We start from the raw sequence: 26,130 nt of genomic DNA, 5'->3' as shown, positions 1-26,130 counted from the left end.
AGTCCCCTATGGGGTTCGCTAAACCCCAGCTTTCTTGCGGGTTTGCGTGAATGGTGCACCCAATCGGACGAAACTGGGCACTCAGATTGTTGGGAAATTTGGCTCCCGCGACGCTGATCCCCAATGCGGTGTTGCCTGGGGAGTGAATGACCCCTCTTGAGCCGTCTCGTTTGGGATGGTATTTTAAGAATCGAAGCTAGCACGAGCCGCGTTGCGAAACGGGCAACACCGTTATTGTTTGGCTTTGCCGGGACGGAGCCACTCACTTTCCGATGAAGCTACTACATTCGTCACCCAATCGATAAATACGCGCACTTGTGGCGCTAGGTGCTGCCGATTGGGATACATGATTGAAAGCGGCCATAGGATTGTCCGCATTGCATGAATGACCTCGACCAGCTTCCCGCTCGCCAGATGTTCTGCAACCACGAGCCCCGGCACCTGGATCAGGCCTAACCCGTTCAGCGCGCAAGAGACGAATGCTTCGGTGTCATTGACCATGATCCCGCTTCGCAAGGTAAATTGCGGCATCCCGATGCCTCCGGGCATCGACCAGGCGACCGGCCGATAACCGCGCCCCGCAAAGTAATTCACGGCTTGGTGCTGCCGGAGGTCCTCGACTGTGTTTGGTGTGCCGTGCGTTGCAAGGTAGGCCGGCGACCCGCACACCACCATTGTAATCGAGGCCAGTTTGCGCGCGATCATGCTGGTGGGCGCCAGTTCGCCAATCCGCAGCACGCAATCGACGCCATCCACTAACAAATCGACGGGCTGGTCGCTCACCCCAAGGATGACGTCGACGTCCGGGTAGAGCGTTCTGAACTCCGCTATGCGATCGATGATGAGGGGGCGGGCAAGCGCCACGGGAATGTCGACGCGCAATCGCCCCTGCGGCGCGACAGAGCTTGCGCCGAACAGGTTTTGGGTATCGGATATGTCGTTCAATAGGCGGGTTGCCCGGTCGTAAAGGCGCTCCCCCTCGGCGGTCAGGCTGGTGCGCCGCGTCGTACGCTGGAGAAGCCGCGCACCTAGCGTCGCCTCCAATGCATTGATCGCGTTCGTGACGCTGGGGCGCGCCATTCGAAGTGCTTCCGCTGCACGGGAGAAGCTGCCGTTGTCTACGACTGCCACGAAAACGCTAAGCTGCTGCGGGAAATCCATTCCGTGAGCTTGTTGTCCGGATCGCTAACAATCAAGTTCTAGATTGATGGCTTCTGCCTACCAGAGGCGGTGCCTATCTAGCTTCCTCAAGGCGGTACGGTCGCTTTAGTGAGGAAGGCGAACATGGCGGCCATGACGGCAGAGAGGCCCAAGACGTATGGGACCGAAGGGTTTCAGACCCATGCTGGCTTCTCGCGCGTATTCCAGCCGGGAACGCTGACGTTCGGCTTCATCGCGCCGCTCGAGAGCTACCCCGACCAGCCAGCACCATCGATGCGCGATCATCTGGCGCTCGCTCGCACAGCCGATGAGGCTGGCTTCTCCGCGATCTGGCTGCGCGATGTGCCGTTTTACGATCCATCGTTCGGTGATCTCGGCCAGGTCTTCGATCCGATCGCCTATGCCGGCTTTCTGGCGGCGGTCACGACGCGGATCGCGATCGGCACGGCCGGGATCGTCATGCCGCTGCGCGATCCGCTTGCCATTGCCAAGCAGGCCACAACGCTTAGCCATCTGACGGGCAACCGATTCATCCTCGGCCTATCCAGCGGTGATCGTCCGGTCGAATATCCCGTCTTCGGTATCGACTTCGACAGCCGCGCCGATCGCTTCCGTGACGCTTATGCGATGATCCGCGCTGTTACCGAGCAGGACTTTCCCCGTCACCGTTCCACGCACTTCGGCACGCTCGACGGCTCGCTGGATATGGTGCCGAAGCCGATCGGCGACCGCCTGCCGATCATCACGGTCGGCCGGGCAGGTCAGAGCGTCGAATGGCTTGCAGAGAATAGCGATGGCTGGATCTGGCATCAAAGCGACTTCAGTCGCCTGGGTGACGTGGTCGCCAACTGGCGGGCTGCGATCCCTGGCGGACAGTTCAAGCCCTATGGCTATGGCACGTTCTTCGATCTCGATCGTGATCCGGACGCGCCGCTCCGGAAGGCGCGCGGCCTGTCGATCGGTCGCAAGGCGCTGATCGAGCTGTGGAAGCGCCAACGTGACCTCGGGGTGAGCCATGTCGCGCTCAACCTGAAGATGGCTCGGCGCTCGGCCTCCGAAATGATGGACGAACTCGGCGACCACGTCCTGCCCCTGTTCAATGCCGGCTGACCGGCGCTTTTACGAAAGGAACGACCTATGACCCGCGTTGTACGTTTCCACGAATACGGTCCCGCAGATGTGCTGCGCATCGACGACATCGAGGTGCCTACACCTGCCGCGGACGAAGTGCAGATCGCGGTTCGCGCTATCGGCCTGAACCGTGCGGAAGTCATGTTCCGCAACGGCGCCTACCTGCAGGAGGCGAACTTTCCGTCGCACCTCGGTTACGAAGCCGCGGGGACGGTTAAGACGACGGGCAGCGATGTCTCCGGTTTTGCTGAAGGCGACGCCGTCAGCGTCATTCCGACACTCGATATGTCGCGCTGGTTCACCTATGGCGAGGTCATCAACATTCCGGCGCGCTACGTCGTGAAGCATCCGGCCGCCCTTTCGTTCGAGAAGGCAGCAGCATCCTGGATGAAGTATGTCACGGCCTGGGGCGCACTGATCGATCAGGCGAAGCTCACCGCTGACGATGTCCTCATCGTGTCGGCCGCATCGAGCAGTGTTGGCATTGCCGCGATCCAGATGGGCCGCAGCGTCGGCGCGACCGTGATCGCGACCACCCGCACGAACGCCAAGGCGCAGGCGCTGCTCGATGCCGGCGCGCATCACGTCATCGCCACTGCGGAAGATGACCTAGCGGCGCGCGTGAACGAGATCACCGGCGGCAAGGGTGCCCGCGTGGTGTTCGATCCGATCGGTGGTCCTGCGATCGCCCAGTTCGCGGAAGTTATGGCTGTCGGCGGCATTCTGCTGGAGTATGGCGCTCTCAGCCCGGACGAGGGTACGTTCCCGCAGTTCGCTGTGTTGGGCAAGAGCCTGACCCTGAAGGGCTACCTTTACACCGAGATCGTCGGCGATGACGACGCGCTCGCGCGCGCCAAGGCCTTCATCACCGAGGGTCTGGAGAGCGGCAAGCTCGACCCGCTGGTGTCGCGGACCTTCCCGTTCGACCAGATCCAGGAGGCAACCCGCTTCCTCGAATCCAACGAGCAGATCGGCAAGATCGTCGTCACCCTTTGAGAAATACCTGAAGTTGCGGAGCGCAAGAATGTCCTTCGCAACTTCGGTGAGCCGCACGGCGTCCCGGTCAGGTTCGGCACTCGTCCTGACCCCCTCATTTTTTCAACTGCATCAACGGCGTCCGCCCCGGACGCCGATCGGAAAGGCATATCCTCATGGCACGCGCTATCCGCTTCCACGAAACCGGCGGTCCCGAAGTTCTCAAGATCGACGAGGTTCCGACCCCGGAGCCCAAGGCCGGCGAAGTCCGTATTCGCGTTCGCGCACTTGGCCTCAACCGCGCCGACAGCATGTTTCGCACGGGGCGATATGTGATCGAGCCGCAGTTCCCTGCGACCTTCGGCTACGAGGCTGCTGGAACGATCGACGCGGTCGGTCCGGGTGTCCAAGGCTTCGCTGAAGGCGACCGCGTTGCAGTCATTCCGGCCTTCATGTTCGACGAATATGCGGTGTTTGCCGATCTGGCGATCGCACCGGCCCGCGCAGTCGTAAAGCTCCCCGAGGGCGTAAGCTGGGAGAATGCAGCCGCCACCTGGATGCCTTTCACCACCGTCTGGGGCGCACTGATCGACATCGCAAAGCTCGGCGCCGGCGACTTCGTCGTGCTTGGCGCGGCGTCCAGCAGCGTCGGCCTCGCCGCCATGCAGATCGCCAAGCATGTCGGCGCTACCCCGATCGGGATTACCCGCAAGGGTGAGAAGGTCCAGGAGCTGAAGGACGCCGGCTTTGCGCACATCCTCCAGATGGGCGAACATGACCTCGAGCGAGAGATCCTCGCCCTTACCGGTGGCCACGGTGCGCGCGTGGTGTTCGATCCGGTCACGGGCCCCGATTTCGAGAGCATCATCAAGGGCACGAGCAAGGACGCGATCGTCTTCATCTACGGCGCTCTCAGCCAGGATGCGACGCCGATCCCGGTCATGCACATCCTTGGCAAGCACACTACGATCCGCGGCTACGAGTTCATCGAAGTCACCAGCGACAACGCCAAGCTGGAACGTGCCAAGGCCTTCATCAACGAAGGCCTGAGCGCTGGAAACTTCCAGGCGCAAATCGCGCGCACCTTCCCGTTCGAGGAAGTCGTCGACGCGTATCGCTACCTGGAGTCGAACACCCAGTTCGGCAAGATTGTTCTGACGCTCGATTAAGGAGCAACGGTGCCGGCTCGCTCGGGAGCCGGCACCGCATTCCAGCTGTGGTCACATGTTGATCGCGCGTACTAGGCGGACACCCCATTCCTCGTCAGGGTTCGTGGTGCCATCACCAAGGCGCTCCTGCATCACGGCAACGCCGAGGTCACGTCGCTTTGGAAGCCTGTCCCGCTCAGCGGCGTCAAGAGCGGCACCGATTTCGGCATGGGTCAAGTCCGTGCAATAGACTGGCGCCCCTGGCTGCTGGCGCCAAGAGTCCGCAAGCAAGCCAGCATCGAACGCATCCAGGCCGGTATCGTTGACCAGAGTCATCGCGATCTGCCCATCCCGGTCACGGTCGGCCGCGACCGGAATGGCGATCCGGTCCGATGTACCTGCCGGCTTGCCCTTTTTCGCCAGCGACGCAGAACCGATCGCATTCCATGCCTTTGCGATCGGACGACCGAGCTGCTCCGCCACCCACAGGCTTTCGACCTGCCCGTCTTCGATCGCCGCGATCGTCGTATCGCGAAACGGATAGTAGTTGGAGGTATCGATCACGACCGTCTCATCAGGCAGGCGAGCAACCAGCGGTGCGATACCGGCGATGCGGTTCAGCGGAATGGAAAGGATGACGACCTCTACATCGGCCAGCGCCTCCTCGGTTGTAACGGCCCGCGCGCCTGCCGACAGCAGTTCAGCATCGATCGTTTCGGGACCGCGCGAGTTGGCGACCTTCACCTCATGGCCAGCCTCGCTTAACCTGACGACGAGTGTCTTGCCGATGTGGCCTGTTCCAAGAATACCAATCTTCATGCGCTCGTTCCTCTGCGATCATTGCGTCACATCGGAAGCTATGGCTAGGTGCTACAAGCGACAAGAACCTACCAAAAGGTGGGTTACCCACCAAAAGGTAAGCTTACATGAAGCGTGACTGGCAGTGCGAAGATCCACAGCAGCAGCTTGTCTGGGCTGCGGCCACTGGCGAGGCCCTGCGCGTGCTCGAAGGCAAGTGGAAGATGGTGATTATCTTCCAGTTGTTCGCTGCACGAGTACCCTTGCGGTTTTCGGAGCTGGAACGACGTGTCGAAGGCGTGAACCAGAAGATGCTGATCCAGCAGCTCAAAGAGCTAGAAAAAGACGGAATCGTCACTCGTACGATTTACCCCCAAGTTCCGCCCCGAGTTGAATATGCACTTAGCGAAATAGGCTTGGCGCTCGGCCCATCCATCGAAGCATTGATCGATTGGACATTCATGCGACGGGGCGCTGCGGTGCCCGCCCGGGCGTAAGAGCGGGCCGGTCCTAACAGTCTAAGTTCATCCGGCGGACTTCCGCAGGTCGCTGGCGTCAGAACCACGCGTCAGAATGCCCGCACGAGATTGGACCTAACGTAGCTAGCATCGCGAACGCCGCCAATCTTGCTTTCCCACAAACGAACGGCCAGCGAGATGGCCGGGGCGTTCTGGGAATCGATCGAATTTTGGGAAAGCCCGACCTCGATTGCTTAGAGGTGTAACCCGAGGAAAGAAGCGCCGGGGACAGGATTGAAAGAGATGGGCTCGGCCGCGACAAAGCCGAGGTCCGCATACAGGGTGCGGGCTGGAACAAACTTCCCATGCACGTCGAGCCGCATCTCGCGGTAGCCAGCGGCACGAGCCTCCCCGATTAGCCGCTCCGCCAACACGCGGCCTAGCTGCTGACCACGCGCACGAGGACGGACATACAGTCGCTTCATTTCGCATATGGCAGGAGTAACCTGTCGCATGGCGACGCACCCCTCGATCGCGTCAGCCGCCTCCGCGAGCAGCACGCAGCCCTTGGGAGCGGCGTACTTCTCGGTGAAGGTCGCGAACTCGACTTCGTTGTCCTGATAATCGAGATTTACCGGGGAGTTGGCGATGAACTCCCGCCAGATGCCGAGAACAGCGAAGCTGTCCGCCGGAAACTTTGCACGCCTGATGATCGCCATAATCCCGTGACGCCTTTCCCACTTCCAATTTGCCATCGCTAGTATATAGCGCGGTATATATCAGGCAATGGGGTTTTTATGAGCGATGTGATCCGCGAAATGGGCGCGGGCTTCCTGGGAAGTCGGCTGAAGAGGTTAGGAGAACGGATGCAGGCCGGCGCGGCACGGGTCATCACCAGTGCCGGGCTAAAGGTACAGCCCGCCCATATGCCCCTGCTCGTGGCTTTGGACGGCCGCGCCCTGACGATCGGCCAGCTCGTGCAAGCGGTAGGCATAAGTCAGCCTGGCGTGACGCGGGGCGTCGGTCAGCTCGTGGAAATGGGGCTGGTGCAGGCGGAGACAGGCAGCGATCAGCGACACCGGACCATATCGCTCACTGACGATGGTGTCGCCGCGATCGCCCGCGCCAAACTCTTCGTCTGGCCGCACGTCACCAAGGCCGTCGATCAGCTTCTGGACGGACGCTCCGAAGAGCTTTTGGCGATCCTCGCTGACGTGGAAGACGCGCTCGCGTCAACCCCGCTCGATCAACTGGCAGCGCAGGCCCGGCCCGAGGTGCTGTTCATTCGCGACTATTCTGACGATCTCGCCCGAGAGTTTCACGATATCAACGCCGAATGGATCTCCGACATGTTCCGCATGGAAGAGACGGACCGGAAGACTCTGGAGAATCCGCGTGCCAGCATCATCGACCCCGGCGGTGCTGTCCTGTTCGTGGAAGCGGCAGGAATGGGGATCATCGGAACGTGCGCGCTACAGAAGACCGGCACGACCGGCTTCGAGCTGACCAAGATGGGGGTTCGCAAGGCCGCGAGAGGGCTCAAGGCCGGCGAGTTCCTGTTGAACGCCGTAATAGCGAAGGCTCAGACGCTGGGTGCCGATCCCCTATACCTCTTGACGAACAGCCGCTGCGCAGCAGCGATTCACCTTTATGAGAAGTTGGGCTTCCAGCACGATCCCGGCATCATGGCAGATTACGGCGCTCGCTACGCCAGGTGCGACGTTGCCATGCGCTACAATCGCGCGAGCGCATAGCACTGTGCCAGCCAAGGGCCGCTATGTTCCCATAAAGGAAGCTCCAACGAGACAATCTACCACGTGGCGTGGCGCCGTCTTTCGCCAAGAGCGTGTTTTCTCATAATCTGTTCCCGATTGAGTTTCCCCGAAATGGCCAATTAGGCACGGGAAATCGGGAAAGTCGCACAGAGGTCTGACGAGGTAGTTTTAGGCGAGCCCCCGATCATCCGAGGTCGGCACGGTGCTCACATCCGTCGATCAACCACAGGCCAGCCGATGCTCGGGTATGACGTCGAGCAGGTAGAAGGTCCGGCGCTCACAATGCTGGTCACCGTGATCGTCACCGATCCTGCGATCACCGGCGCGGTTAAGAAATGCGATTGCCGCTTCGAGCGGCTGCTTGCCGGCCTTAGGGTCACGGCCATCGCTGGGCACGGACCGCGAATGCAGGTCCTTGTCGCCAAGCACCGCGCTTCGCCAGGCATGGAGCAGATCGCGGGACCGCGCTTTCCAGCCCCTGGGCATGTCGCGCTCGTCGAAGGCCGGCAGCGCCAAACGATCCCGGACGGCACGGCGGACATTCGCGAGCGGCAGCAGTTCGTCGATGAGCGCGGCGACCTGCGTCTCGGCCTGAAGATAGCGGATCACAGCGACGCCCGACGACGCCAAGGGGGACAGTCCAGAGAACCATGCGGCATGGAAGCTCTTGGGGCTGGAATATGCACGCGCCGGAGTTGCCAAAGCCTGCAGGAATGCATCGTTCGATCCCTGTACCCGGCTTGCAACCCTGTCCATCAGCACGGCGACACGATCTGCCGCTCGCTCGGGGTCGATCCCGCGTTGTTCGGCTTGTCGCTGGACCTGCAGGCGCAGCCTGCGGACGATGCCATCTTCCTCCATGAGCGTGTTGACGGCGCGATCGTCCATCCCGGACTCTTGATGGGCGCGATAGGCGTCGAGGACCGACATCAGCGTCTCTCGCATGGGTCGCGCCTCTGCCAGCACCGTGGCGGGCTCGACGATCGTCTTGTCCGACGACAGCATATCGCCGAGCGGGAAAGCCGCAGCCCTGGCGTTGCGGGCGAGGATCATCTGCACGTCATGCGCGCACCACAGCAGCGTCTGACATTCCAGCGCCCGCCGGATACGCGCGAGCGTATCGGATTCTTGTATCAGACCTGCCGCGGCGGCACTCATCCCCGCATAGCGCCGATCGCGCAGCGCCTGGATAACAGGGCGATGGCGACCCATGACCAGCGCGCGGTACAGCGGCGGATGATCGCTGTGGATCTGCCAGAGATTGGCGAGATGACCGGCGAGGCGGCTCTCGCCGCTGCCGTGGCCGGGCCATCCTTCGGCGACTGTCTCGATCAGGTCTTGGTTGCGCGACGCGCTGATCATGCGCTCGGCGTGATCGCGCAACGCGTCGATGCTGTCGGGCAGGTATCTGCCCGGCAGCAGTTCCTTCTTCTGATCGAGTATCCCCATCGGCAGTCGCGTCAGATCCGCCAGCGCGAGCGCGAAGATCGTGCCGGCGAAGTCCGCCTTGGCGATGCCGCCATAATAGACTTCGTGATGGAGGCAGTGGACGGCCTCGTCCACGTCGACTTCCTGGCCCGTCACGACCAGTCGCACGAGCGACGGCAGATCGCGGAACGTCACCGTCTTCTTCGCGGAGGCAGCCTTGTGACGCTGGCGGGTTTCCTTGTCGCGGGCGGTTCGGGTGCGACGCGCTTCGTCGCGGCTGGGGCGGATCTCCTTCATCACAGCTTGCTTAGCGCATCGGTGATGCGCACCTCCAGCGAACGGCCGAACACCTCGAGTTCGTCGCGCAGCATCTTGGCCCGGGAATAGGCCGAGATGCCACTGCGCCCGAGTGCCTGATCCTCCTCGACCTTCTTCACGGCGGCGTCGAGGTTGGCTGATTTCTCGGCAAAGAGCGCGATCGCGTCGTCGAGGTCGGGTGGCATGTCGATCATCGTCGGTCCTTTCACAGCGAAGGTGGCAGGGATGGCTCCTGCCAATAGGCCGGGTTGCCGCCATGGGCGTGGATCCAGTCGAAGGCGTCGCCCCGCGTGGGCGGCGCACCGGGGGGATTGGGAAAATACCTGCCGAGCAGCTCTTCCAGCGTCCGGATCAGGAACAACTGCCCGGCCGTGATGTCGCGCTTGCGCCACGCCGCCCTGGGATCGGCCTTGCCAGAGGTGAGGAAGCGCTCGACCTCGGCGTGGTAGAGCGGCGCGCGGTGACGCCACTGCAGGACGCAGCCCCACTGCCGGCACCATGGCCCGATCGCGGAATCGGCAAGGAGTGCCTTCACCCGATCGGCGAACCCGCCGTCGCTGTCCTTGGCGTGGAGACGGTCGCGCAGCTGCGAGACCTGGCTGGCTTGGCTCAGCAGGCCGAGCAGCGCGGTGTCGTCGACATCGCCCAGCCCGATCAGCACGAGCACCGAGCCGAGCGCGTATTTCCGGGCGTCGACGGAGCCCACCCCGCCCCGGCGCTTGTCCATGGCGTGCGCCTGTCGGCGCAATTCCTGTACCTGTCGCGCCTCTGCCGCGATCTTCGCCTCCAACTTCTCGCTGGTGCCGTCGATTGCTGCCCGCAGGCGGGCAAAGTCGAGTCTGCGTTCGTCCTCGTAGGTCATGCCGCACGTCTGACATGCCGGCAGGCCCGCAAGGGTCCACCTACCCCGATAACGCCAAACCGGAGAGCGACCCTAGCGGGGGGTAGGTAGACCCCACCACCCGGCGTGAGCGGTAGAGACAGGGAGAGGAAGGTTGGGGGGTGGTGCGCGATAAAGTGTTTTCCGGGAGCAAACCGCCCCTGAAAACGCTGCGCGCCACCCCCCATGGAACGGTCAGGCAAGGGTCGTTGTGGTGAAGCTGGGAACGCTCAGGAAAGGATCAACGGCGGTCGCCGCAGCGATGGCGGCGGCGCGCAGCGCCAGGAACCGGGCCTCCCGCGCGGCGCACATGGCCGCGGCCGAAGAGCGTGCATCGGCTCGCCGCTACAAGCGGGCGCGTGCCCGAGAGGACCGCGAGCGCGAGCGGGCGATGAATCGGCGGATCAGGGTGACGGTCCAGAACAGCGAGCGTCCTCGCACGCGAGGGCGCACGCCGCGCGCGCTGTTCTACCGCCTCGGCACTCAGGCGATCGGCGGCAGGCTGCAGACTGGCGGTGGCGCGTTGACGGGCACGCGGTCGATTCATTTCGCGGTGACCGCGCGCGGCTTCGCCTCGAGGTCGGGCCGCGCCTGGCGCGACGGCGAAGGTGAGCGCGCCGCCCAATACATCACGCGCGAGGATGCGCTGGAGGGCGGCGAGGCCGGCTGGTGGTCGAACGTCGCCACGGATCGGAACGGGTTGGTGGCGTTCTTCCGGGCGAGCGAAGCGCTCGAGAAGCACGACCGGGCGAACGCCAACGTCTATATGAGCGAGATCATCGCCCTGCCCGCGTCGCTCACGGCCCGTCAGCGCCGCCGGGTCGTGCGCAGATACTGCCGCTATTTCGACCAACGCGGCATCGCCTATGCGGTCGGCATGCACAAACCCGATCCCGCAGGGGACGGGCGCAATTTTCACTGCCACATCATCTACTCGCTCCGTCCCGCCACGCGGCTGGCCGCCTATGACTGGAGCTTTGCCGTGTCGAAACTGGCCGACGTGAACACGCCCGACGGCATCATCCTGCGGCGCAAACTGGCGGTCGACGCGATCAACGTGACATTGAAAGCGGCAGGCAGCGCGCAACGCTACACGCATCTGTCCAACCGCGCGCGCGGACTGGGGCCCCCCGCGCCCAAGCTGGGGCAGCGGCAGACCTGGGTGTTGCGCCGGTTGATCGATGCGCAGGCCCGCTCCGACGATCTTAACCGCCTGCGCGGGCGCATCGCCGTGTTGCAGCGAGGCTTGACCTCCATCGCGACAGCCGATGGCGTATGCGCCACAGCGATCGATCGCCTTGGCGCGGCACGGGGTTTCCTCGCCAAGCAGATGGCTGCCCATGACGCACGAATGGCCGGGTGTCGCATCGTCGCCATCGCGAGACTGGGCGGGGCCGACGTGCACGACCGGGTGCGCACGCCGGCGGTGGCGATCGACGTGGCCAAGCCTGTCGTGGCCGACGCACTCCGTTCCGCCCAGGCGCAATCTCAATTGCCCCTGCTAATCGATCAGCGGCTTGCCGCCGCGCAGGCGCGAAGCGCGGCACGGGAACGGCGGCGCAAGACATTGACGGAGATCGCCGCTCGCGTGGCCGCACCGCTGCCAGACCTGGCGCCCGCGTCTTATACGGCATTGGAAAGGGTCATTGCGCGTTGGCGGCACATCGCCGCTGATCGCCAGCATCAGGATACGGCGGTCGCGACAATCAAGGCCCGCGCCATATCGCGGCTCTACGAGACGAAGGTGGCGATCAGTCCGTCGACGAACGCCCGGCTTGAACGAGCGGCGGGACGCATGGTCGAGCGCCACCGTCTTGGTACGATGCGGACGCGACTGACCGAAGCTATGGCGTCGCTGCCAGACCTGCGGCGCGTTGCAGACGTTGTCCGGGACCGGCTGATGACAGCGACAGAGCAGTATCAGGCGGCCCTTGTGTCGGCCGAGCCGGTCGTGCCGGTATCGTTGAGCATTGCGCCGCCTGCGGTTGCAGCGGCGCCTCCCGGGGCATCGACCGGATCGGGCAACGCTATCAATCCTGTCCTTTCCGAGGTGCCCGAACCTGCTGGCGATCCGTTCGAGCGTCGCGCCTTGCTCGACCCGAACCCTGACGCGGAAACGCGGAAGCGGCTCGCCGAGATGGATACGGCCCGGGCTGACCTCGAGCGGGAGGCGGCACAGGAAAGCGGAACCGCCAGGGTGGCGATGCGAGAGCCCTCGCGCACCGCATCGTCGGCCAAGATTGCTGGCGCGCAGGCAGATCGCAAACCGCGACGCGTGCCGCCGAGGTTGAGCAAGGGACTGGATGATGTGACCGGCCCCCCGCCCGGCGGCGGGAGAGCCGGACCCGGTCGCTGAAAGGAGGAGGGAAGCCTGTCGGCTGCACCATGATGGTGAAAAGTTGACCCCGGCGGCGTGAAAACAGCCCCGCGCCGTTTGAAGACGGAAATATACAGATGAAGACCAAGACGACGGCTGTGACGACGACGTGGCAGAGCCCGAGCGAAGTAATGGACACGCTTTACGATGTCCGTGAACCCGGCTGTGATGGTGTCGGCTTCGCGCTGCTGCGCCCCCGCGCCAAGCAGAAGGCGAACAGCGTCGCGGCGCTGGTCGGCGCAAAGCTTGCACCGATCAAACCGGCGGCCAGCGCGCCGGTGACGCCCTGCGGCATGCCGGTGACCGCGCGCGATCACCGGGTCGTGCTGGCGCGCGGCGTCGCCGACACCGCGCTCACTCGGCTGCTCGACGATTACGACGCGGCGACGCGCCCGCACCAGCGGCTGCTGGCGGCGGTCATCACCGTGCGCGGTGACGAGGACATGCCGGGGCACGACCTGCTCGACATGGCCGCGACCTACGCCACGATCCACTTGGCGCGGGGGCGCCGGCTGACCAGCGTGGTCGCGCTGCATATGCCGGGCGACGAGTTGAGCAGGGCATTGCCCCACGCACATATCTGTATCCTCGCCCGCCAGCATGCCCCGAGCGGCTGGCTTGCCGAGCATGAAGATCTGACCGACACCGCACATGGTCTTTGGGCAGAGGAATGGTTAGCGTTCCGCGCCGGCTGGGAGCGGCTCGCCTTAGCGGCATGACAGTATCGACGGGGCGGCTGGCGCCGCCCCGTCTGCCATCCCTGCGTGATAATAGCCTCAGAACGACGACTTGTTTGGCGTGCCGCCGCCAGCCGCGTGTTGGAGCTGCGCCTGCCAGGCGCGTTCGGTGTCGCCGCCTTCAATCAGGATTAGCTTGGCCTTGTGGTAGACGTCTTCCCTGGCATGCAGCGCCGGCTTGGCAGCTCCGTACGCCGACCGGCAAGGCTCACCTGCACTGCACCAGGACAGATCGAGAGGAAGCTGTGGGGAAGCGGCGCGGGTCGGTGCGCCATAGCGCTGCGTCAGCTGCGCCCGGAGCTGCGCGCCGGTGCGCCCCGCCATCGGCGCCTCGTATTTGGCGACCTTGACCTCGGCGCCCGCCGGCACCGGCCGGAACTCGACGATCAGCGCCTCGTCGCCCTTCTTCGCCTGGATCGTCGCGATGCCGGTGCGCGGCAGGTCGAACGAGGAGGCGCCGCGCTGCTGGCGCTTCTGCTCCTCAACAGCGGTCGCCCAGTCGTAGCCGGGGAAGGTCTCAACCTTCCAGCCATCGCGGGCGAGCGCGGCCTGCACCTCGGTCGCGGGCATGCCGATCCGCACGCCGGCGATCGCCAGCGGCTTTGCGGCAACCGCGGTCTGCGCGCTGGCATCCTGTTCGGCGACGGAGGCAGATCCGCAGGCGGCGAGCAACGCCAGGGCGGCGGTGGCGGTGATTCTGGTCATCATGATCTATCCTTGTGCGTGGGACGTGCGTCGTCGTTCGCCGGGAGGCATCCCGGCGTGGCACGTCCGATGTCGGTGGTGGTCTACTGGTCGGCGGCGATCCGCGTGGGCGGCGAGCGAGCCCGGAAGGTGCGGATCACCGCAGCACCAGCGTGGCGAAGCCGGCGGTGTCGTGAACACCGGCAACGTGGCCGGCGTTGACGGCATGGGCGATGCCGAGGCGCAACGACCGGTTCGGGCCGAAAGCGGTGGACCAGCCGAGTTCGACATCTAGTTCGCGTGCGGTCGGGGTCAGGTCGATGTTCGCGGCGCGGGTGGTGAGAGTGCCAGTCATCAGGTCATAGGCGACCGGTGTCTGCACGGTGGCGCGGGCGCGTTCCAACCGGAGCGGCGAGGATAGCCCAAGCGTCGCGGTGCCTCCGGCCAGCCGTCGGGCAGCATCAACCGCAAACGCGCTGCCGACCAGCGGACCGGTGAAGCGCAGCAGTTCGGAGCCGCCCTGAACCTTGGTCGTCGCGGCCGTGGCGCGGGCAGACAATAGCACGCCAGCGATAGCCCGGCTGGCGGTAAGCGTGGCGAGGGTCGTCCTGCCGCCGGACAGCGCAAAGCCGGTGGCGCCGCGCAGGCCGAGCACCTGTCCGTGTTCGGTCAGGTCCGACAGCTCGACGCCGATACCCGCCGGTGTCGTCAGCGACACCGTGCGTAAGGCGGCACGACCATCGCGCGCGGTGCCGGATGCGACGCCCGCCGACCAGCCGCTGCTTACCCAAGCGAAGGACTGGCCCACTGGTGACGCCACTACGCCACGCAGTGCCGAGCCGCTGATCCCTGCGTCTTGGCCTACCGTGACATTGGCAGCGAGCGTTATCGACTGACCCGGCGCGGGCGAGAAGGCGATGGAGGCAGGGCGGTTCGACCGGGTGCCCTGCCACGGTCCGGTCGTGGCAGAGGTGAAGCCGAGCCGCCTGTCGGTCGGCGTCGGCGTCAGCCATGGCGGATCGACCGGCGCCAGCATCGCGCCGGCGAGCAGACCCGAGCCGCGGCGGATCTGCGCGGCCGACCCGGTCATCCGGTAGTCGCGGCCGTAGCGGTCGATCACGGTCATCGCGGCGGTGGTGGCTGCCAGCGCACCGCCATTGCCGAACGGTCCCGACAGCGTCAGCGACGCGTAGCGCGCCAGCACGGTGTCAGCGACGGCAAAGGCGCTGGCGGGCGCCTGCGCCTTCATCGCCTGTTCGATGTCGAGCAGGCCGGCGCCGTAGATCTGGTCGACGCCCCGGTCGCCGAGGTCGGTGGCAGTATCGAGCAGGATCCGCGCGATCGCCTTGCCGCCGAGCTGCGGCCAGTATTGCTTGAGCAGGGCCGCCGCGCCCGCGATCGCGGGCGCGGCGAAGCTGTTGCCAGTCGTGGTGACCAAGGTGCTATCCTTGCCGACGACCTGCACGCCGGTGGCGACCACCGCCAGCGTGCGGTCGGCGAGATCGCCGGGGCGGCCGTTGCCGGCGGGCGGCCGCAGCGCGGCGTCGACGCGGATGCCGAACAGGAACCAGTCCCGGTTCTCCAGAGTGTCGCCGACGAGGTTGCGCGCGATGGTGCCGGCCGCGGCGCTGTCGTCGCCAATATCGTTAGACACCGATTCCACCAGCAGCCGGTCGGCCCGGGCGACCTGATCCATCGCCGCCTTCTGCTCTGCCGCGGCCTGACCGCTCGATACGCCGTTGAGGCTGAGCGACAGGACGAACGCGCCCTTGTCGACGCCGTAACGGATGGCGGGCGCGATGTTCATCGCGTTGGCGGCGCTGCTTTCCTTGATCGGCGAGGTCGCGGTGACGCCTTCGAGGTCGGGGCCGCTGATCTTGAGCGCCAGCAGCGTGGCGTCAGGGGCAATGCCGTGGACGCCGGTGCCGTTCTTGGCCGCCAGCGCGACCGAGGCGGTCTCGGTGCCGTGCCCTTGAATATCGTCGAGCGCGAAGGTCACCGTCTCCGGCGCACAGATCGGGCAGCGCGCGATCCTGTTTTCGAACGCCTTGCTGTCAGGCGAGATGCGGCCGCTAAACTCGGGACCGTTCACCGCGATGCCGGTGTCGATGACGGCGATGGTCACGCCTTTGCCGGTGATGCCCCTGTCATAGGCATAGGCGGCCCTGGCGCCGACCACAGCGGCGGACGCCTTGTATTCTGAACCGTCAGCAGCCGTCGGCGGCGGGGTGGGTGTAGGCGTGGGCGGCGGTGCCGGGGTCGGTGCGGGCGTAGCGACAGGCGGCGCGTTGGTGCCGGGCGTGCTGACACCGCCGCCGCCACCACCACACGCCGCGAGCAGCAATGCGCCCGAGACGACCGATCCTGTATGAAGCGCCAAGCGCCATCGCCGGCGATATCCCTCTACCATGCACACCCCCGTGTTCGGCGGTGCATGGCTCCTCCAGCCGGCGGCACCGCCCCATGAAACGAGGCGGTGCCGGCCCGTGAGCCGGAAGTTGGAAACCTGCAACAAGACAGGCGCGGACGCCTTTAGGCCCGGAGGCCTTGGACATACGCGTCCGCCTCCCGGCCGAAACTGGTTCGGGCCGGGCATACGGCTACTTGTTGACGAGGTTTCCACGCCTCGGTCCGCCTGCTGGCGAACGGCCCACTCATATGCCGGTGCGGTTAACGAACCAAGTCATGTTGTGCAGGTGATGCAACGCATGCGCCTCGACATGGGCCGGACCCGCAGGAAGCAGCCGCAGGATTAGCAAGCAATCGTCGATGCTTATCAACCGCCAGCGTGACTGATCCGCTGGAGGAAAGAAGATGAAGCAACGCCGGTATCCCTGGGTGTTCCGCATGGCTGCCGCCTTGCTGCTGGCGAGCGTGGTCGCCGGACATTGGTGGCAGCGCCAGCCCGCCGGTGAGCTCAGCCTCGCCATGCTGACCGTCATCGCCGCGCACTGCCCCGCCGCCGTTGACCAGCACCCCGGCAGGAACAGCGTCGCCGACAGCGCCCGCGCGCTCGACCGCTGGGGCTATACGCGGCTGGTCGAACTGCTCCGCGGCGATGGCCGCGACCGCTGCCGGCGGCGGCACTGAGGGGAAAGACGGTCGGGGCGAAGCGAAGCCCCTGACGAGAATGAAAATCGAAGGGGCCTGATCCGGACCGAGCCGGTCCGGGGATCACGCCAAGCCCCGAAGGCCCCCCAATGTCCAACATGATCCACGAAACGCTGCCGACCGCGTCGGTCGCGCTCATGCACTATGTCCTCGCCGAACTCGAACCCGACGAACCCGACCAGCTCTACGGCAACACCGGCCTGCCTGCCGCGGTCGACTTCCCGGTCCACGATGTCATCGTCTCGGTGACGCCGATCACCGCCCCGATGTTCGGGCAGGCGCTGCTGCGCTGTGCCGCGGCCCGCCGGCGCGACGTGATGCTGATCCGGCACGGCTTCCACCCGGAGACCATCGACCCGGTCCGTGTCGATGTCGTGCTGCGCTCGGTCGGCGGCCCGCTGCTGCTGACCGACCTCAGCTTCTTCCGCCACCGCGACCGCAGCCTGCACCTCGTACCCGACGACGCGGGTCGATCCGTGAAGATTGGCCCTGACGGTCTCGAGCTCGGCATCCGGCCGCCCTGGGACAGCGCGTGGGACCGCGCCGCCGGATTGGAGAGTGCGGCTGCACAGATCGTGATCGCCTGCCGCCGCAGGAACCGGGGTTGAGATGAGGAGGAGGGCAAGCGGCCCCGATGCGGGGATGAAACAAGGAAGCAAGACGATGACCATGACCAACGATGCGTTCGAGACTGCCTGCACCAAAGCCGTCGCCCGGCTGCTGCTTGGCAACCGTAAGCTGAAGGAGGGCATCGTGCTCACCGGCGGCAACCGGCTCGATCTGGACGGCAAGGTCCGGCTCGCCCGGCAGGCGCGGGCGAGCGACACGGATGTCCTGCACCTCGAATATGGCACGGACGATGATGGCAGGCCTGCGCTGACCGGCATGATCGTCTTCATGGTGCGCGGTGACATCTGCCACATCCAGACGCAGTGCCGGCTGTTCCTGGCGAAGGGCGGCACCCGCGGCGTCGTCCTGCCGCAGCCCGGTGCCCGTGGCCACTACCGCCTGGCGCCTGACGAGATCCTTCACATCGACGGCAAGCCCACAGGGGACGTCACCGATGGCATGGCGCGCGCCGACGCTTGGCTCGCCCGCCAGCTGGCGCTCGGCAGCGACACCGTCGATGATGGCCGATACCAGGTCTGGTCGCAGGCGGCGTGACGGTAGCGGCGGCACCGGCCATCAACTAGTGATGGAGGATCAGCGAACCAGCGATAGATGAGGCCGATCGGCGGATGCCGCCGTGACGCTGCGGGTCAGCCAGAAGCCCGGGACCAGTTCCGCATAGCGGTCCTTCTGCTCGGGCGTCGCACCCAGCGTCAGCACCATCAGCGAGAACGGGGTCTGCTGGCTTTTGCCACGCAGATCGAGAAAGCGGACGCGGCCCTGCAGCAGGTAGATGTCCGCGTCGGCGCTCAGCGTCTCATGGAACCAGGCGGAGTCGGTCCGGACCGGCACCAGGCAGACGACCGTCTCCACCTTGCCGGCCCGCCACTGATCATGCGCGCGCCGCAGCCAGCGTAGAAGTTGCGAATAGGGCGGATTGACGAAGGCGACCTTGCCCGACCAAACATCGACCAACCCGTCACCGCCTTCGCCCGGCAGGATCCGGCGACGCGCGACGACCGGACTGAGCGGATGCCCGCACGGGTCGAGGTCGATCTCGCCGAACGCGGCGTAGATGTTCGCCATGAACTCGGGCGGCGTGAAGCGGATGTCGCGATCGTCCTTGTCGCCTTGCCCCCAATAGGCTCGTTCGGGCGCGCGGCGGCGGGCGGTCGGTGCGATCACAGCCATCAGCCGCAGCAGGCTGCCGACCGATCCGCCACCCCGCTCGACGCTGGCGATGGTGGTCGGCGACAGGCCGGTCTTTTCCGCCGCGTCCCTCAGCGACATCGATCGCTTGTGCCGCTCCGCACGCAACTGCTCGGGCAGCGTCTTGCCTGCCGCGAGACCGGTCAGGCGAAAGTTCAGTGCTGCCATGGCCGCGATGAGAATCGGCACCGAGCCGATGCCTTTCTCCAGCCGCCTGATGGTCTGGGCGTCGACGCCGATCCGGTTCGCCAGGGTCCGGTGGGACCAGCCGGACGCCCGCCGCGCATCACGTAGTTCGTGTATCAGAATATGATCCTGTTTGGGTTCAGATTCTATGGAGATATCTGACGTTGCGCAGCACCGACAAGACCACTGGCCACATCGTGCAGCCAAACAGCCACTGTCCACTCGGTTAGCGGATGCAAACAGTCCGCATTCCGGCAACGCGAGTGAAAACTGGCTGGGCCGCTTTCGATCAGAGACGGTCAATCGCTCCAAGAATAGTAAATGTCCGGTCGTAACGGAAGCCGCCGATCGGCTAGGTCAAAGCGGCAGCCTGAGCGGTCTTGTATCGCTCGGGATGTTGCTGGCATTCTTCCCGCACGCGGTTTAGCCAAGTGTCATACCAGCACCATTGATTGCCAACGGCGATCGCGCCGTAACCCTTCGCCGGGTCTTTTGCGCCGAGACGCTTCCAAAGCCGGGTATGGCTATCCATCGTAAAGGCCTCAAAGTCCTCGTCCTTCATCGCCTTCACAATGGCAGCAGGAAGATATTTCTTCTTCTCCACCTCTTTAAGCGCCATGTTGAATTTCTGATCGACGTCCGAACCCGGTGGCACGATCTCCACGGCAAGATCAGCGCCGGGCGCACGATTGGCAGTCTTGTGGACCATGAAAACCCGGAACGCGAACCGAGGGTCGGCCTGCTGCTCCGGCGTCAATTTCTGCTCGAAATTGTCCATGGTGGTTTCGACATGACGCGGCAGCGTGCCTGCCTTTTTCAGGATCGCGCGCTGATCCGGGCTGAAGGTCACGAATTGCAGCGCGATGGGCAGGCGGCGTTCCAGCGCATATTGCGCGCCGAACATGCTCTTTATGGCGTCGTTGAAGTTGATGCAGCATGCTTGCAGCTTCGCGCTCAGCGCATCATCAATGCGGCTGGTCGAGCGATGTTCGATTTCGTGCCGGATTTCCAGCAGTAGGTTTAGGTTGTCCATCGCCCCTTGCTCGATCGGTGAGCGAGCATGTTTAAGGCACTGGCCCAATTCCCAATATTTTTCGGCACCGCTGGGTGTTTTTACCACGACCTTTTCGCCATTTACGTTTTTGGTGTGGCGATAGTCGATCCCTTCGCGTTTGAACCAAGCGTGCAACAGGTAGGTCCATGCGATCACGGCAGTGACGATGAACAGTTCGGCACGAAAGGTCAGGCCCGCGCTGTTGAAGGTGTGAACGGCGCTGATCATCGCTTCCCGCGCCTTGATCAGCAGTTCGTCACCTCGCAGACTGAGGCCAGTTTCCGGGTCCACCTCCGGCCACGACGCGACAAAGGCCTCAAGCTCGTCCGCCGTCGCCGCCTTGATAGCCGCGTGCTTTGCGTTACTGCGGATTTCACTGATAGCGCGGTGATTGATCGAGCGCGTCGGCCGCGTGAAATAGGCGAGAATATCCTGATCGTTCGGCCAGCGCCCGTCTGCCACCATGGCCTTGATCAGGGCGATTTCCCAGCGCTCAAGTTTGTTGCCACGGCGGCGGACTGGCATGGTCAGGCAGGCTCCAAGGCGTTGTGCAGGACAGCTTCCAGCAAGCGGGAGCGGACCTGTTCGCCCTTGGTGATGCTGGCTTCGAGCCCATCGCACAGGGCCATCAACTCATTGACCTTGGCGACGATGCGGTGCTGCTCGGCCAGCGGGGGGATGGGAACTACCTTCTGCTCGTAGTCGCCCATAGCGAAATGCCCATGCGTGGAGTTGGTCAGATTATCGATGTTTTGGTTGAGGAAGCGGACGAGCATAAAAGAAAAATCGACGCTCATTTGATCGCCATATGATCTTATTCGCCACATGTTTTGGTTCAGCAAAGCTGGCAAAATATGTGTTCCGACCTTCGCGGTTTTGCCGATTGTCCCACCCACCATGACCATCAGAATGTCATTCTCGACTAGATGGAATTTGCTGATCTTATCATCGATATGCTTACCATCGATATATTTAGCGTCTGACAGATCGAAACGTCCCTGGCGGTCAAAATTGACGACACGGAGGATGAGCGTGCCCCTCTCAGCATAGGTGCTGCTCTTGAACGCGTATCCTGTTCGGATTGAAAAAACTTCGCCAAATCGTGCTGCGATCCACCCTTTCGGCAGAGGAAGATCTGTCTGGTTCTCTACGGGAGCAAAGGCGTCTGAGCGCCTCCGTTCTGTTGCGCGGAACTTAGCAAGTTTAGACAGTAGCTCCGACGCCGGTTCGTCTGCCGCATCCTGCGCCACCAGCCTGCCGCGCACGGCGAGGTTGAGGATGGTTTGGCGCAATTGCTTGATCTGATCGGGGCGGGTGGTGAGTGGGGCGAGGTTGGCCAGTGCGAAGCGGGCGTCTTGCCCCAAGGTTTCAGGATCGGGGGTGTTGAGTTTGGCCAAGGTGGCCAGCGTGAACGTGTCACGCGCCGCCTCGCGCTCTGCCTGCGCCGCCTCAAGCTGATCACACAGGGCCATCAATTCATCTGCCTTACGCTGAACTGTCGGGCAAATTAGCGGAATAGGCACTTCCGCGATCCTGCCGATGCTGAGCGTGACGTTGGCCGTCCCTGTCATGCGCGAAACGAGCAGTTCGTCCTTAAAGGTCGAAAGGTATTCGAAAATGAAGCGCGCAGAAATCAGATCTGGCGCATAAGGGAAAATTGCGGCCAAGATGGTGCCTAGGGCAAACCGGCCTTCCTGATAATGCAGCCGATTGATGCTGGCATTGCCATGCCCCGTCGATGATACCAAAGGCACAATCGTCGCCGCGCCGTCGAAATCGAAGTGGTCACAGGAGCCGCGCTCAGCTGCTGTGACTACGAGCGGAAAGCTACCGCTTTTCGCGCCTTGGATACCAGTCAATCCCTTCTCAATGCGAGCGACGGCTCCGAGTGGTGCGAATGCTGATGGATCCGCAAAGCCTTCTGGAAGCTGTTCGTCAATGACGGGCGGGAGACGTTTTGGCTTCGAAATTTCGTCGACCCGAAGGAGCCTGGTCTTTTCGCTCTCTATCTGATCGAGCATCTCCGCAGGCGACTGCCGCTGACGTTCTACTGCCAGCTTTCCGGCAATGGCCAAGCCGATGACCACCCTCCGAAAACGGCCCATACCTTCTGGATCGTCACCAAAACGCGACACGGCATCACGCACGAATTCGGGGTTCATCGGGCTAGCGCCTCGGCCAGAACAGCTTGCAGTTGCGCGCGCAGGTCCGATGTTTTGGCCTCGGCCTGATCCAGCTTTTCCAACAGATCCGCCGGATCATCGTGATCGGCTTCCTCGCTATGCGGGTTCTTGAAATCGAGGTTATAGCCGCGCGCCTTCACCTCGTCGGCACTGACTTTCCACGCCCGTGGGCCTATCTCGCGGCCCTTGCGCTCCGCACCGCCCCACCATTCCACGCAGGAGGCGAAGTGCTCCACGCGGATTGGCTTGGTCATCGAATAAGCCTTTTGTCCCTCCGGCACCCGATGCTCGTAAAACCAAATGTCCTTAGTCGGCTCGCCCTTCTCGAAGAACAGCAGGTTGGTGCCGATCGAGGCGTATGGCTTGAACACGGAATTGGGCAGGCGAACGATGGTGTGGAGGTTGCATTCCTCCAACAGCGCCTCTTTTAGCCGGGTCTTCACGCCTTCACCAAACAGGCTGCCATCCGGCAAAACGATGGCCGCCACCCCGCCCTTGCGCAGCAGGCGGATGAACAGAGCCAGGAACAGGTCCGCCGTCTCGCGCGTGCGGAAATGCTGGGGGAAGTTGCTTTCGATGCCGTCTTCTTCCTTGCCGCCGAAGGGCGGATTGGTGAGGATTACATCGACGCGGTCCTTCTGCTCCCACGAAATGTAGGGCCGTGCCAGCGTGTTGTCGTGACGCACGAAGCTCGGGTCTTCGACGCCATGGAGCAGCATGTTGGTGACGCAGAGCATGTGCGGCAGCGGCTTCTTTTCCACCGCACGCAGGCTTTGCTGCATCAGCGCCTCGTCCTCGGGCCGCTTCACATAGCGATCGCGCATGTGCTTCATCGCGCAGGTGAGGAAGCCGCCCGTTCCGCAGGAGGGGTCGAAGATGACCTCACCCGGCTTTGGGTCGATGCGGTCAACCATGAAGGCCGTGACGGCCCGGGGGGTGTAGTATTCTCCCGCGTTGCCGGCGGATTGCAGGTCGTTGAGAAGCTGCTCGTAAACGTCGCCGAAGTGCTGCCGCTCAGACAGGTTGTTGAAATCGATGTCGTTGATCTTGTTGACCACCTGCCGCAGCAGCTGGCCGGATTTCATGTAGTTATAGGCATCCTCGAACACGTCGCGCACGACGCGACGACGGTCACCGGGTTGGCCAGTGGGCTTCAGGCCCTTCATTGCCGGGAACAGCTCTTCATTGACGAAGGCGAGCAGCGCCTCGCCGGTCAGCCCTTCGGGATCGGCGGCCCAATTGCGCCACTGGAACTGTTCGGGAACCGGCGACTGGTAGCCGTCGCGCATCAATTCCAACTCTTGATCCTGATCGTCGATGATCTTCAGGAAGAAAAGCCAGCAGAGCTGGCTGATACGCTGGGCGTCACCATCGACGCCGCTGTCCTTGCGCATAATGTCTTGAATGGACTTGACGAGAGTGCGAACCGACATTGATTAAGCAACTTCCTGATAAAGTTCGTTTTGCAGGACGTGGACGGCATCTTCAAAGCCGGCCTTGCCTCCAAAAGCCTTGATAAGTTGGACCGGGGTGCCGAGCGTGTTCAGCGGCGGGATGCGCAGCACGTTGGTGTCGTCAAGATTGAGCACTCCCTCGTCGGCATACTTGTCGAGCAGGGCGCGCAACACGGCACGGGCCTGCTCGCCATATTTGGCGAAAATATCACGTTTCTGCACATTCTCGGCCCGCTCGCGCCGGGTCAGTGGCTTGAGATCAAAGGCAACGTGGCAAATCAGGTCGAACGGATCGAGGTCTTTGCCGAGTTCATCCGCGATGACATCGAGCGCGAGTCCTTCCGCCGATATTTCATCAACCAGCGCCTGTTTGCGCTCGGCGCCATTCCACCGGGTAAGGAACTCATCCAGGCTCGAAAAGTGCTTACGCAGCGCCTTCTTGGTGAAGTCACGCAGGCTTTCGGTAACTAGCTTTCCGCTTTCGTCCAGATACTCCACGCGCTCGGCTACGATGACGACGGGCACGCCATCGACATACACCTTGCCACGCCTGCCGCCGTCATCTGTGATGGTAATGTCCGGCGTTTCGCCATCGTCGATGATGGTTTCGTCCTCGCCCGGCTCGTCGCTCTGATCGTCGCCGGGGTCGCCGACAATGTTGTCGTCATCGGGTGGCGTAACAGGATCATCCTCGCCCGGCTCATAAATTTGAACGGGTTCGCCATCAAAGTCCGGGTCGGCGAAGTGGTTAGTTGCCCCTCGGAAATCCATCAGCGTGAAGAAGAATTTGCGGGTGTCTTCGTGGACGCGGGTGCCACGCCCGACAATTTGCTTGAACTCGGTCATCGACCCAACGTCTCGGTCAAGGACGATCAGGCGGCAGGTCTGGGCATCGACGCCGGTGGAAAGCAGCCGTGACGTTGTGACCAGCACTGGATAGCGGCTCTCGGGGTCGATAAAATTCCCGAGTTGCGCCTGACCCTCGGGATCGTTGCCCGTGATCCGCATGACATAGCGGGAACTCTCCGCCACAAGGTCGGCGTTCTCATTGATCAACGCCTGTCGCATACGCGCCGCGTGTTCCTGATCGACGCAGAACACGATCGTTTTCTGGTAACGGTCGCCGCTTTCCTTCAAGAATTCCGTTACCTTACGCGCCACGAGCTTGGTCCGGTCATCCAGGACCAACGTCCGATCGAAATCGCGCGTATTGTAGATGCGATCCTCGACCTCGTTGCCGTCGCGATCAAGCTGGCCCTTCTCGGGGCGGTAGCCCTGAATGTCGCGATCCACATGGACCTTGATGACCTTATACGGCGCGAGGAAGCCGTCGCGGATGCCCTGTTTCAGGGTGTAACTGTAAGCCGGTTCGCCGAAATAGTGGATGTTGGACGCATACCGGGTTTCTTTCGGCGTGGCCGTCAAGCCGATCTGCGTGGCATCAGAAAAATGCTCAAGAATTTCGCGCCATGCGCTGTCCTCCGCCGCGCTACCACGGTGGCATTCGTCGATCACGATGAGGTCGAAGAAGCCGGGTGAGAACTCCTTGAAAAGCTTCTGCCGTTCCTCCGGCCCGGTGATGGCCTGATAAAGTCCGAGATAAATCTCGTATGCCGTGTCGACGCGCCGCTTCTTGTCCATGGCGATCGGCAGGTCGATGTTCGTGCCGTCATCACGTTCGATCGTTTTTGCGTTGGCGGAAAGCTTCGCCATCGCTGGGCCAAAAGGTCGGAAATCGTTGACCATCGTCTGATCGACCAGCACGTTCCGGTCAGCGAGAAACAGGATGCGCTTTTTGTGCCCGCCCTTCCACAACCGCCAGATGATCTGGAATGCCGTGTAGGTCTTCCCGGTGCCGGTCGCCATGACGAGCAGAATGCGGTTTTGCCCAGTCGCGATGGCTTCCATGGCCGCGTTGACGGCATTGACCTGATAATACCGCGGCTGCTTACCGCTGCCGTCCTCATAGTAATCTTCGAGGACGATCTCCTCGCCTTCTGGCGTCAGGCCCTTCCAAGCGGCATATCGCTGCCATAGCTCAGCCGGCGACGGAAAAGCGTCGAGGAGCAACGTGATTTCGCGCGCATCGCCTGTGCCCGTGCGGTCATGGAATACGAACCCGTCGCCATTCGACGCGAACACGAAGGGAATATCGAGGGTTTCGGCATACTCCAACGCTTGCTGCATACCCGCGCCTATGGGCTGGGCATTGTCCTTTGCCTCAATCAGCGCCAGCGGGACGTTCGGCTTGTAGTAAAGAATGTAGTCAGCACGCTTACCTTGACCACGACTGACCATCTTTCCGCGAACGATGATGCGGCCTTTTGTGAAACTGACCTCTTCTCTAATCTGCGTCATTTCATCCCACCCGGCGTCCTTGACAGCAGGCGTTATGAATTTTGTGCAAATGTCTCGTTCGCTGAGAGATCGTTTATTGAACATCGAAGGCCCATC

The 26,130-nt window shown here is 63.3% G+C and carries 23 protein-coding genes; 10 read left to right on the top strand and 13 right to left on the bottom strand.

Annotated features, from left to right (window positions below):
• Positions 1 to 231: 231 nt before the first annotated feature.
• Complete coding sequence (locus ABD719_RS03225) at positions 232 to 1,161, bottom strand: LysR family transcriptional regulator (protein WP_344691919.1); 930 nt, start codon at positions 1,159 to 1,161, stop codon at positions 232 to 234.
• Positions 1,162 to 1,284: 123 nt separating this feature from the next.
• Between ABD719_RS03225 and ABD719_RS03220 the strand changes: the two genes are divergently transcribed.
• The 3 genes from ABD719_RS03220 to ABD719_RS03210 all read left to right on the top strand — a co-directional run bounded on the left by ABD719_RS03220 (position 1,285) and on the right by ABD719_RS03210 (position 4,436).
• On the top strand, positions 1,285 to 2,271 hold the full coding sequence (locus ABD719_RS03220; RefSeq protein WP_344691918.1) for an LLM class oxidoreductase: 987 nt from the start codon (positions 1,285 to 1,287) through the stop codon (positions 2,269 to 2,271).
• Positions 2,272 to 2,298: 27 nt separating this feature from the next.
• Entirely contained in the window at positions 2,299 to 3,288 is a 990-nt protein-coding gene (locus ABD719_RS03215) for a zinc-dependent alcohol dehydrogenase family protein (protein WP_344691917.1), read from the top strand.
• A 155-nt stretch (positions 3,289 to 3,443) separates the two neighbouring features.
• A complete protein-coding gene (locus ABD719_RS03210) occupies positions 3,444 to 4,436 on the top strand; it encodes a zinc-dependent alcohol dehydrogenase family protein (RefSeq protein WP_344691916.1) in 993 nt (330 codons plus the stop codon).
• A gap of 51 nt (positions 4,437 to 4,487) precedes the next feature.
• On the opposite strand, the gene ABD719_RS03205 is transcribed toward ABD719_RS03210, so the two are convergent.
• Positions 4,488 to 5,234 carry an NADPH-dependent F420 reductase gene (locus ABD719_RS03205; protein ID WP_425567093.1) on the bottom strand — a complete coding sequence of 249 codons (747 nt, stop codon included), beginning with the start codon at positions 5,232 to 5,234 and terminating at the stop codon, positions 4,488 to 4,490.
• Positions 5,235 to 5,341: 107 nt separating this feature from the next.
• Here ABD719_RS03205 and ABD719_RS03200 point away from each other — a divergent pair, with 107 nt between their 5' ends.
• Entirely contained in the window at positions 5,342 to 5,710 is a 369-nt protein-coding gene (locus ABD719_RS03200; RefSeq protein ID WP_344691915.1) for a winged helix-turn-helix transcriptional regulator, read from the top strand.
• A gap of 215 nt (positions 5,711 to 5,925) precedes the next feature.
• Here ABD719_RS03200 and ABD719_RS03195 read toward each other — a convergent pair whose 3' ends face one another.
• The gene (locus ABD719_RS03195) at positions 5,926 to 6,390 is read right to left on the bottom strand and encodes a GNAT family N-acetyltransferase (RefSeq protein WP_344691914.1); all 465 of its coding nucleotides are present in this window, start codon (positions 6,388 to 6,390) and stop codon (positions 5,926 to 5,928) included.
• 78 nt (positions 6,391 to 6,468) lie between these two features.
• Here ABD719_RS03195 and ABD719_RS03190 point away from each other — a divergent pair, with 78 nt between their 5' ends.
• Positions 6,469 to 7,425, top strand: coding sequence for a bifunctional helix-turn-helix transcriptional regulator/GNAT family N-acetyltransferase (locus tag ABD719_RS03190; protein ID WP_344691913.1), 957 nt, complete (start codon positions 6,469 to 6,471; stop codon positions 7,423 to 7,425).
• A gap of 240 nt (positions 7,426 to 7,665) precedes the next feature.
• Here ABD719_RS03190 and ABD719_RS03185 read toward each other — a convergent pair whose 3' ends face one another.
• The 3 genes from ABD719_RS03185 to ABD719_RS03175 all read right to left on the bottom strand — a co-directional run bounded on the left by ABD719_RS03185 (position 7,666) and on the right by ABD719_RS03175 (position 10,054).
• Positions 7,666 to 9,069, bottom strand: a complete 1,404-nt coding sequence (locus ABD719_RS03185; RefSeq protein WP_344691912.1) for a hypothetical protein — start codon at positions 9,067 to 9,069, stop codon at positions 7,666 to 7,668.
• A gap of 101 nt (positions 9,070 to 9,170) precedes the next feature.
• Positions 9,171 to 9,386 carry a hypothetical protein gene (locus ABD719_RS03180; RefSeq protein ID WP_344691911.1) on the bottom strand — a complete coding sequence of 72 codons (216 nt, stop codon included), beginning with the start codon at positions 9,384 to 9,386 and terminating at the stop codon, positions 9,171 to 9,173.
• 11 nt (positions 9,387 to 9,397) lie between these two features.
• A complete protein-coding gene (locus ABD719_RS03175) occupies positions 9,398 to 10,054 on the bottom strand; it encodes a hypothetical protein (RefSeq protein WP_344691910.1) in 657 nt (218 codons plus the stop codon).
• 232 nt (positions 10,055 to 10,286) lie between these two features.
• On the opposite strand from ABD719_RS03175, the gene ABD719_RS03170 reads away from it, so the two are divergent.
• On the top strand, positions 10,287 to 12,428 hold the full coding sequence (locus ABD719_RS03170; RefSeq protein ID WP_344691909.1) for a MobA/MobL family protein: 2,142 nt from the start codon (positions 10,287 to 10,289) through the stop codon (positions 12,426 to 12,428).
• A gap of 98 nt (positions 12,429 to 12,526) precedes the next feature.
• Positions 12,527 to 13,168 (top strand): hypothetical protein, encoded by a 642-nt coding sequence (locus ABD719_RS03165; RefSeq protein WP_344691908.1) that lies wholly within the window; start codon positions 12,527 to 12,529, stop codon positions 13,166 to 13,168.
• A 57-nt stretch (positions 13,169 to 13,225) separates the two neighbouring features.
• Here the strand turns inward: ABD719_RS03165 and ABD719_RS03160 are convergent, their stop codons facing one another.
• Positions 13,226 to 13,891 carry a hypothetical protein gene (locus ABD719_RS03160; protein WP_344691907.1) on the bottom strand — a complete coding sequence of 222 codons (666 nt, stop codon included), beginning with the start codon at positions 13,889 to 13,891 and terminating at the stop codon, positions 13,226 to 13,228.
• Between the two features lie 136 nt (positions 13,892 to 14,027).
• Positions 14,028 to 16,250 (bottom strand): S8 family serine peptidase, encoded by a 2,223-nt coding sequence (locus tag ABD719_RS03155; RefSeq protein WP_344691906.1) that lies wholly within the window; start codon positions 16,248 to 16,250, stop codon positions 14,028 to 14,030.
• A 434-nt stretch (positions 16,251 to 16,684) separates the two neighbouring features.
• On the opposite strand from ABD719_RS03155, the gene ABD719_RS03150 reads away from it, so the two are divergent.
• From ABD719_RS03150 to ABD719_RS03140, 3 genes are all read left to right on the top strand, one after another.
• On the top strand, positions 16,685 to 16,960 hold the full coding sequence (locus tag ABD719_RS03150) for a hypothetical protein (protein ID WP_344691905.1): 276 nt from the start codon (positions 16,685 to 16,687) through the stop codon (positions 16,958 to 16,960).
• 110 nt (positions 16,961 to 17,070) lie between these two features.
• Positions 17,071 to 17,589 carry a hypothetical protein gene (locus ABD719_RS03145; RefSeq protein ID WP_344691904.1) on the top strand — a complete coding sequence of 173 codons (519 nt, stop codon included), beginning with the start codon at positions 17,071 to 17,073 and terminating at the stop codon, positions 17,587 to 17,589.
• Positions 17,590 to 17,644: 55 nt separating this feature from the next.
• Positions 17,645 to 18,145 (top strand): hypothetical protein, encoded by a 501-nt coding sequence (locus ABD719_RS03140; RefSeq protein WP_344691903.1) that lies wholly within the window; start codon positions 17,645 to 17,647, stop codon positions 18,143 to 18,145.
• Positions 18,146 to 18,184: 39 nt separating this feature from the next.
• Here ABD719_RS03140 and ABD719_RS03135 read toward each other — a convergent pair whose 3' ends face one another.
• From ABD719_RS03135 to hsdR, 5 genes are all read right to left on the bottom strand, one after another.
• Positions 18,185 to 19,207 carry a DNA N-6-adenine-methyltransferase gene (locus ABD719_RS03135; protein WP_344691964.1) on the bottom strand — a complete coding sequence of 341 codons (1,023 nt, stop codon included), beginning with the start codon at positions 19,205 to 19,207 and terminating at the stop codon, positions 18,185 to 18,187.
• Positions 19,208 to 19,337: 130 nt separating this feature from the next.
• On the bottom strand, positions 19,338 to 20,564 hold the full coding sequence (locus tag ABD719_RS03130; RefSeq protein WP_344691902.1) for a DUF3644 domain-containing protein: 1,227 nt from the start codon (positions 20,562 to 20,564) through the stop codon (positions 19,338 to 19,340).
• A 2-nt stretch (positions 20,565 to 20,566) separates the two neighbouring features.
• Positions 20,567 to 22,201: a restriction endonuclease subunit S gene (locus ABD719_RS03125; protein ID WP_344691901.1), complete on the bottom strand. Its 1,635-nt coding sequence runs from the start codon at positions 22,199 to 22,201 to the stop codon at positions 20,567 to 20,569.
• Positions 22,198 to 23,655 carry a type I restriction-modification system subunit M gene (locus ABD719_RS03120; protein ID WP_344691900.1) on the bottom strand — a complete coding sequence of 486 codons (1,458 nt, stop codon included), beginning with the start codon at positions 23,653 to 23,655 and terminating at the stop codon, positions 22,198 to 22,200. The genes ABD719_RS03125 and ABD719_RS03120 overlap by 4 nt, the downstream gene beginning before the upstream one ends.
• 3 nt (positions 23,656 to 23,658) lie before the next feature.
• The gene (gene hsdR, locus ABD719_RS03115; protein ID WP_344691899.1) at positions 23,659 to 26,118 is read right to left on the bottom strand and encodes an EcoAI/FtnUII family type I restriction enzme subunit R; all 2,460 of its coding nucleotides are present in this window, start codon (positions 26,116 to 26,118) and stop codon (positions 23,659 to 23,661) included.
• Between the last annotated feature and the right edge of the window lie 12 nt (positions 26,119 to 26,130).

This window comes from Sphingomonas cynarae (genome assembly GCF_039537815.1).
GTDB lineage: Bacteria > Pseudomonadota > Alphaproteobacteria > Sphingomonadales > Sphingomonadaceae > Sphingomonas > Sphingomonas cynarae.
Note: the sequence above shows the minus strand (reverse complement) of the source record. Positions and strands in the feature narration are given on the sequence as shown.

Excerpts from the sequence above, each read along its gene's own strand:
- ABD719_RS03225 (WP_344691919.1), bottom strand. The coding sequence starts at position 1,161 with ATGGATTTCCCGCAGCAGCTTAGCGTTTTCGTGGCAGTCGTAGACAAC.
- ABD719_RS03160 (WP_344691907.1), bottom strand. The coding sequence starts at position 13,891 with ATGACCAGAATCACCGCCACCGCCGCCCTGGCGTTGCTCGCCGCCTGC.
- ABD719_RS03190 (WP_344691913.1), top strand. The coding sequence starts at position 6,469 with ATGAGCGATGTGATCCGCGAAATGGGCGCGGGCTTCCTGGGAAGTCGG.
- ABD719_RS03195 (WP_344691914.1), bottom strand. The coding sequence starts at position 6,390 with ATGGCGATCATCAGGCGTGCAAAGTTTCCGGCGGACAGCTTCGCTGTT.
- ABD719_RS03200 (WP_344691915.1), top strand. The coding sequence starts at position 5,342 with ATGAAGCGTGACTGGCAGTGCGAAGATCCACAGCAGCAGCTTGTCTGG.
- ABD719_RS03150 (WP_344691905.1), top strand. The coding sequence starts at position 16,685 with ATGAAGCAACGCCGGTATCCCTGGGTGTTCCGCATGGCTGCCGCCTTG.
- hsdR (WP_344691899.1), bottom strand. The coding sequence starts at position 26,118 with ATGTTCAATAAACGATCTCTCAGCGAACGAGACATTTGCACAAAATTC.
- ABD719_RS03140 (WP_344691903.1), top strand. The coding sequence starts at position 17,645 with ATGACCATGACCAACGATGCGTTCGAGACTGCCTGCACCAAAGCCGTC.
- ABD719_RS03120 (WP_344691900.1), bottom strand. The coding sequence starts at position 23,655 with ATGTCGGTTCGCACTCTCGTCAAGTCCATTCAAGACATTATGCGCAAG.
- ABD719_RS03145 (WP_344691904.1), top strand. The coding sequence starts at position 17,071 with ATGTCCAACATGATCCACGAAACGCTGCCGACCGCGTCGGTCGCGCTC.
- ABD719_RS03210 (WP_344691916.1), top strand. The coding sequence starts at position 3,444 with ATGGCACGCGCTATCCGCTTCCACGAAACCGGCGGTCCCGAAGTTCTC.
- ABD719_RS03205 (WP_425567093.1), bottom strand. The coding sequence starts at position 5,234 with ATGAAGATTGGTATTCTTGGAACAGGCCACATCGGCAAGACACTCGTC.
- ABD719_RS03125 (WP_344691901.1), bottom strand. The coding sequence starts at position 22,201 with ATGAACCCCGAATTCGTGCGTGATGCCGTGTCGCGTTTTGGTGACGAT.
- ABD719_RS03165 (WP_344691908.1), top strand. The coding sequence starts at position 12,527 with ATGAAGACCAAGACGACGGCTGTGACGACGACGTGGCAGAGCCCGAGC.
- ABD719_RS03180 (WP_344691911.1), bottom strand. The coding sequence starts at position 9,386 with ATGATCGACATGCCACCCGACCTCGACGACGCGATCGCGCTCTTTGCC.
- ABD719_RS03220 (WP_344691918.1), top strand. The coding sequence starts at position 1,285 with ATGGCGGCCATGACGGCAGAGAGGCCCAAGACGTATGGGACCGAAGGG.
- ABD719_RS03130 (WP_344691902.1), bottom strand. The coding sequence starts at position 20,564 with ATGCCAGTCCGCCGCCGTGGCAACAAACTTGAGCGCTGGGAAATCGCC.
- ABD719_RS03215 (WP_344691917.1), top strand. The coding sequence starts at position 2,299 with ATGACCCGCGTTGTACGTTTCCACGAATACGGTCCCGCAGATGTGCTG.
- ABD719_RS03175 (WP_344691910.1), bottom strand. The coding sequence starts at position 10,054 with ATGACCTACGAGGACGAACGCAGACTCGACTTTGCCCGCCTGCGGGCA.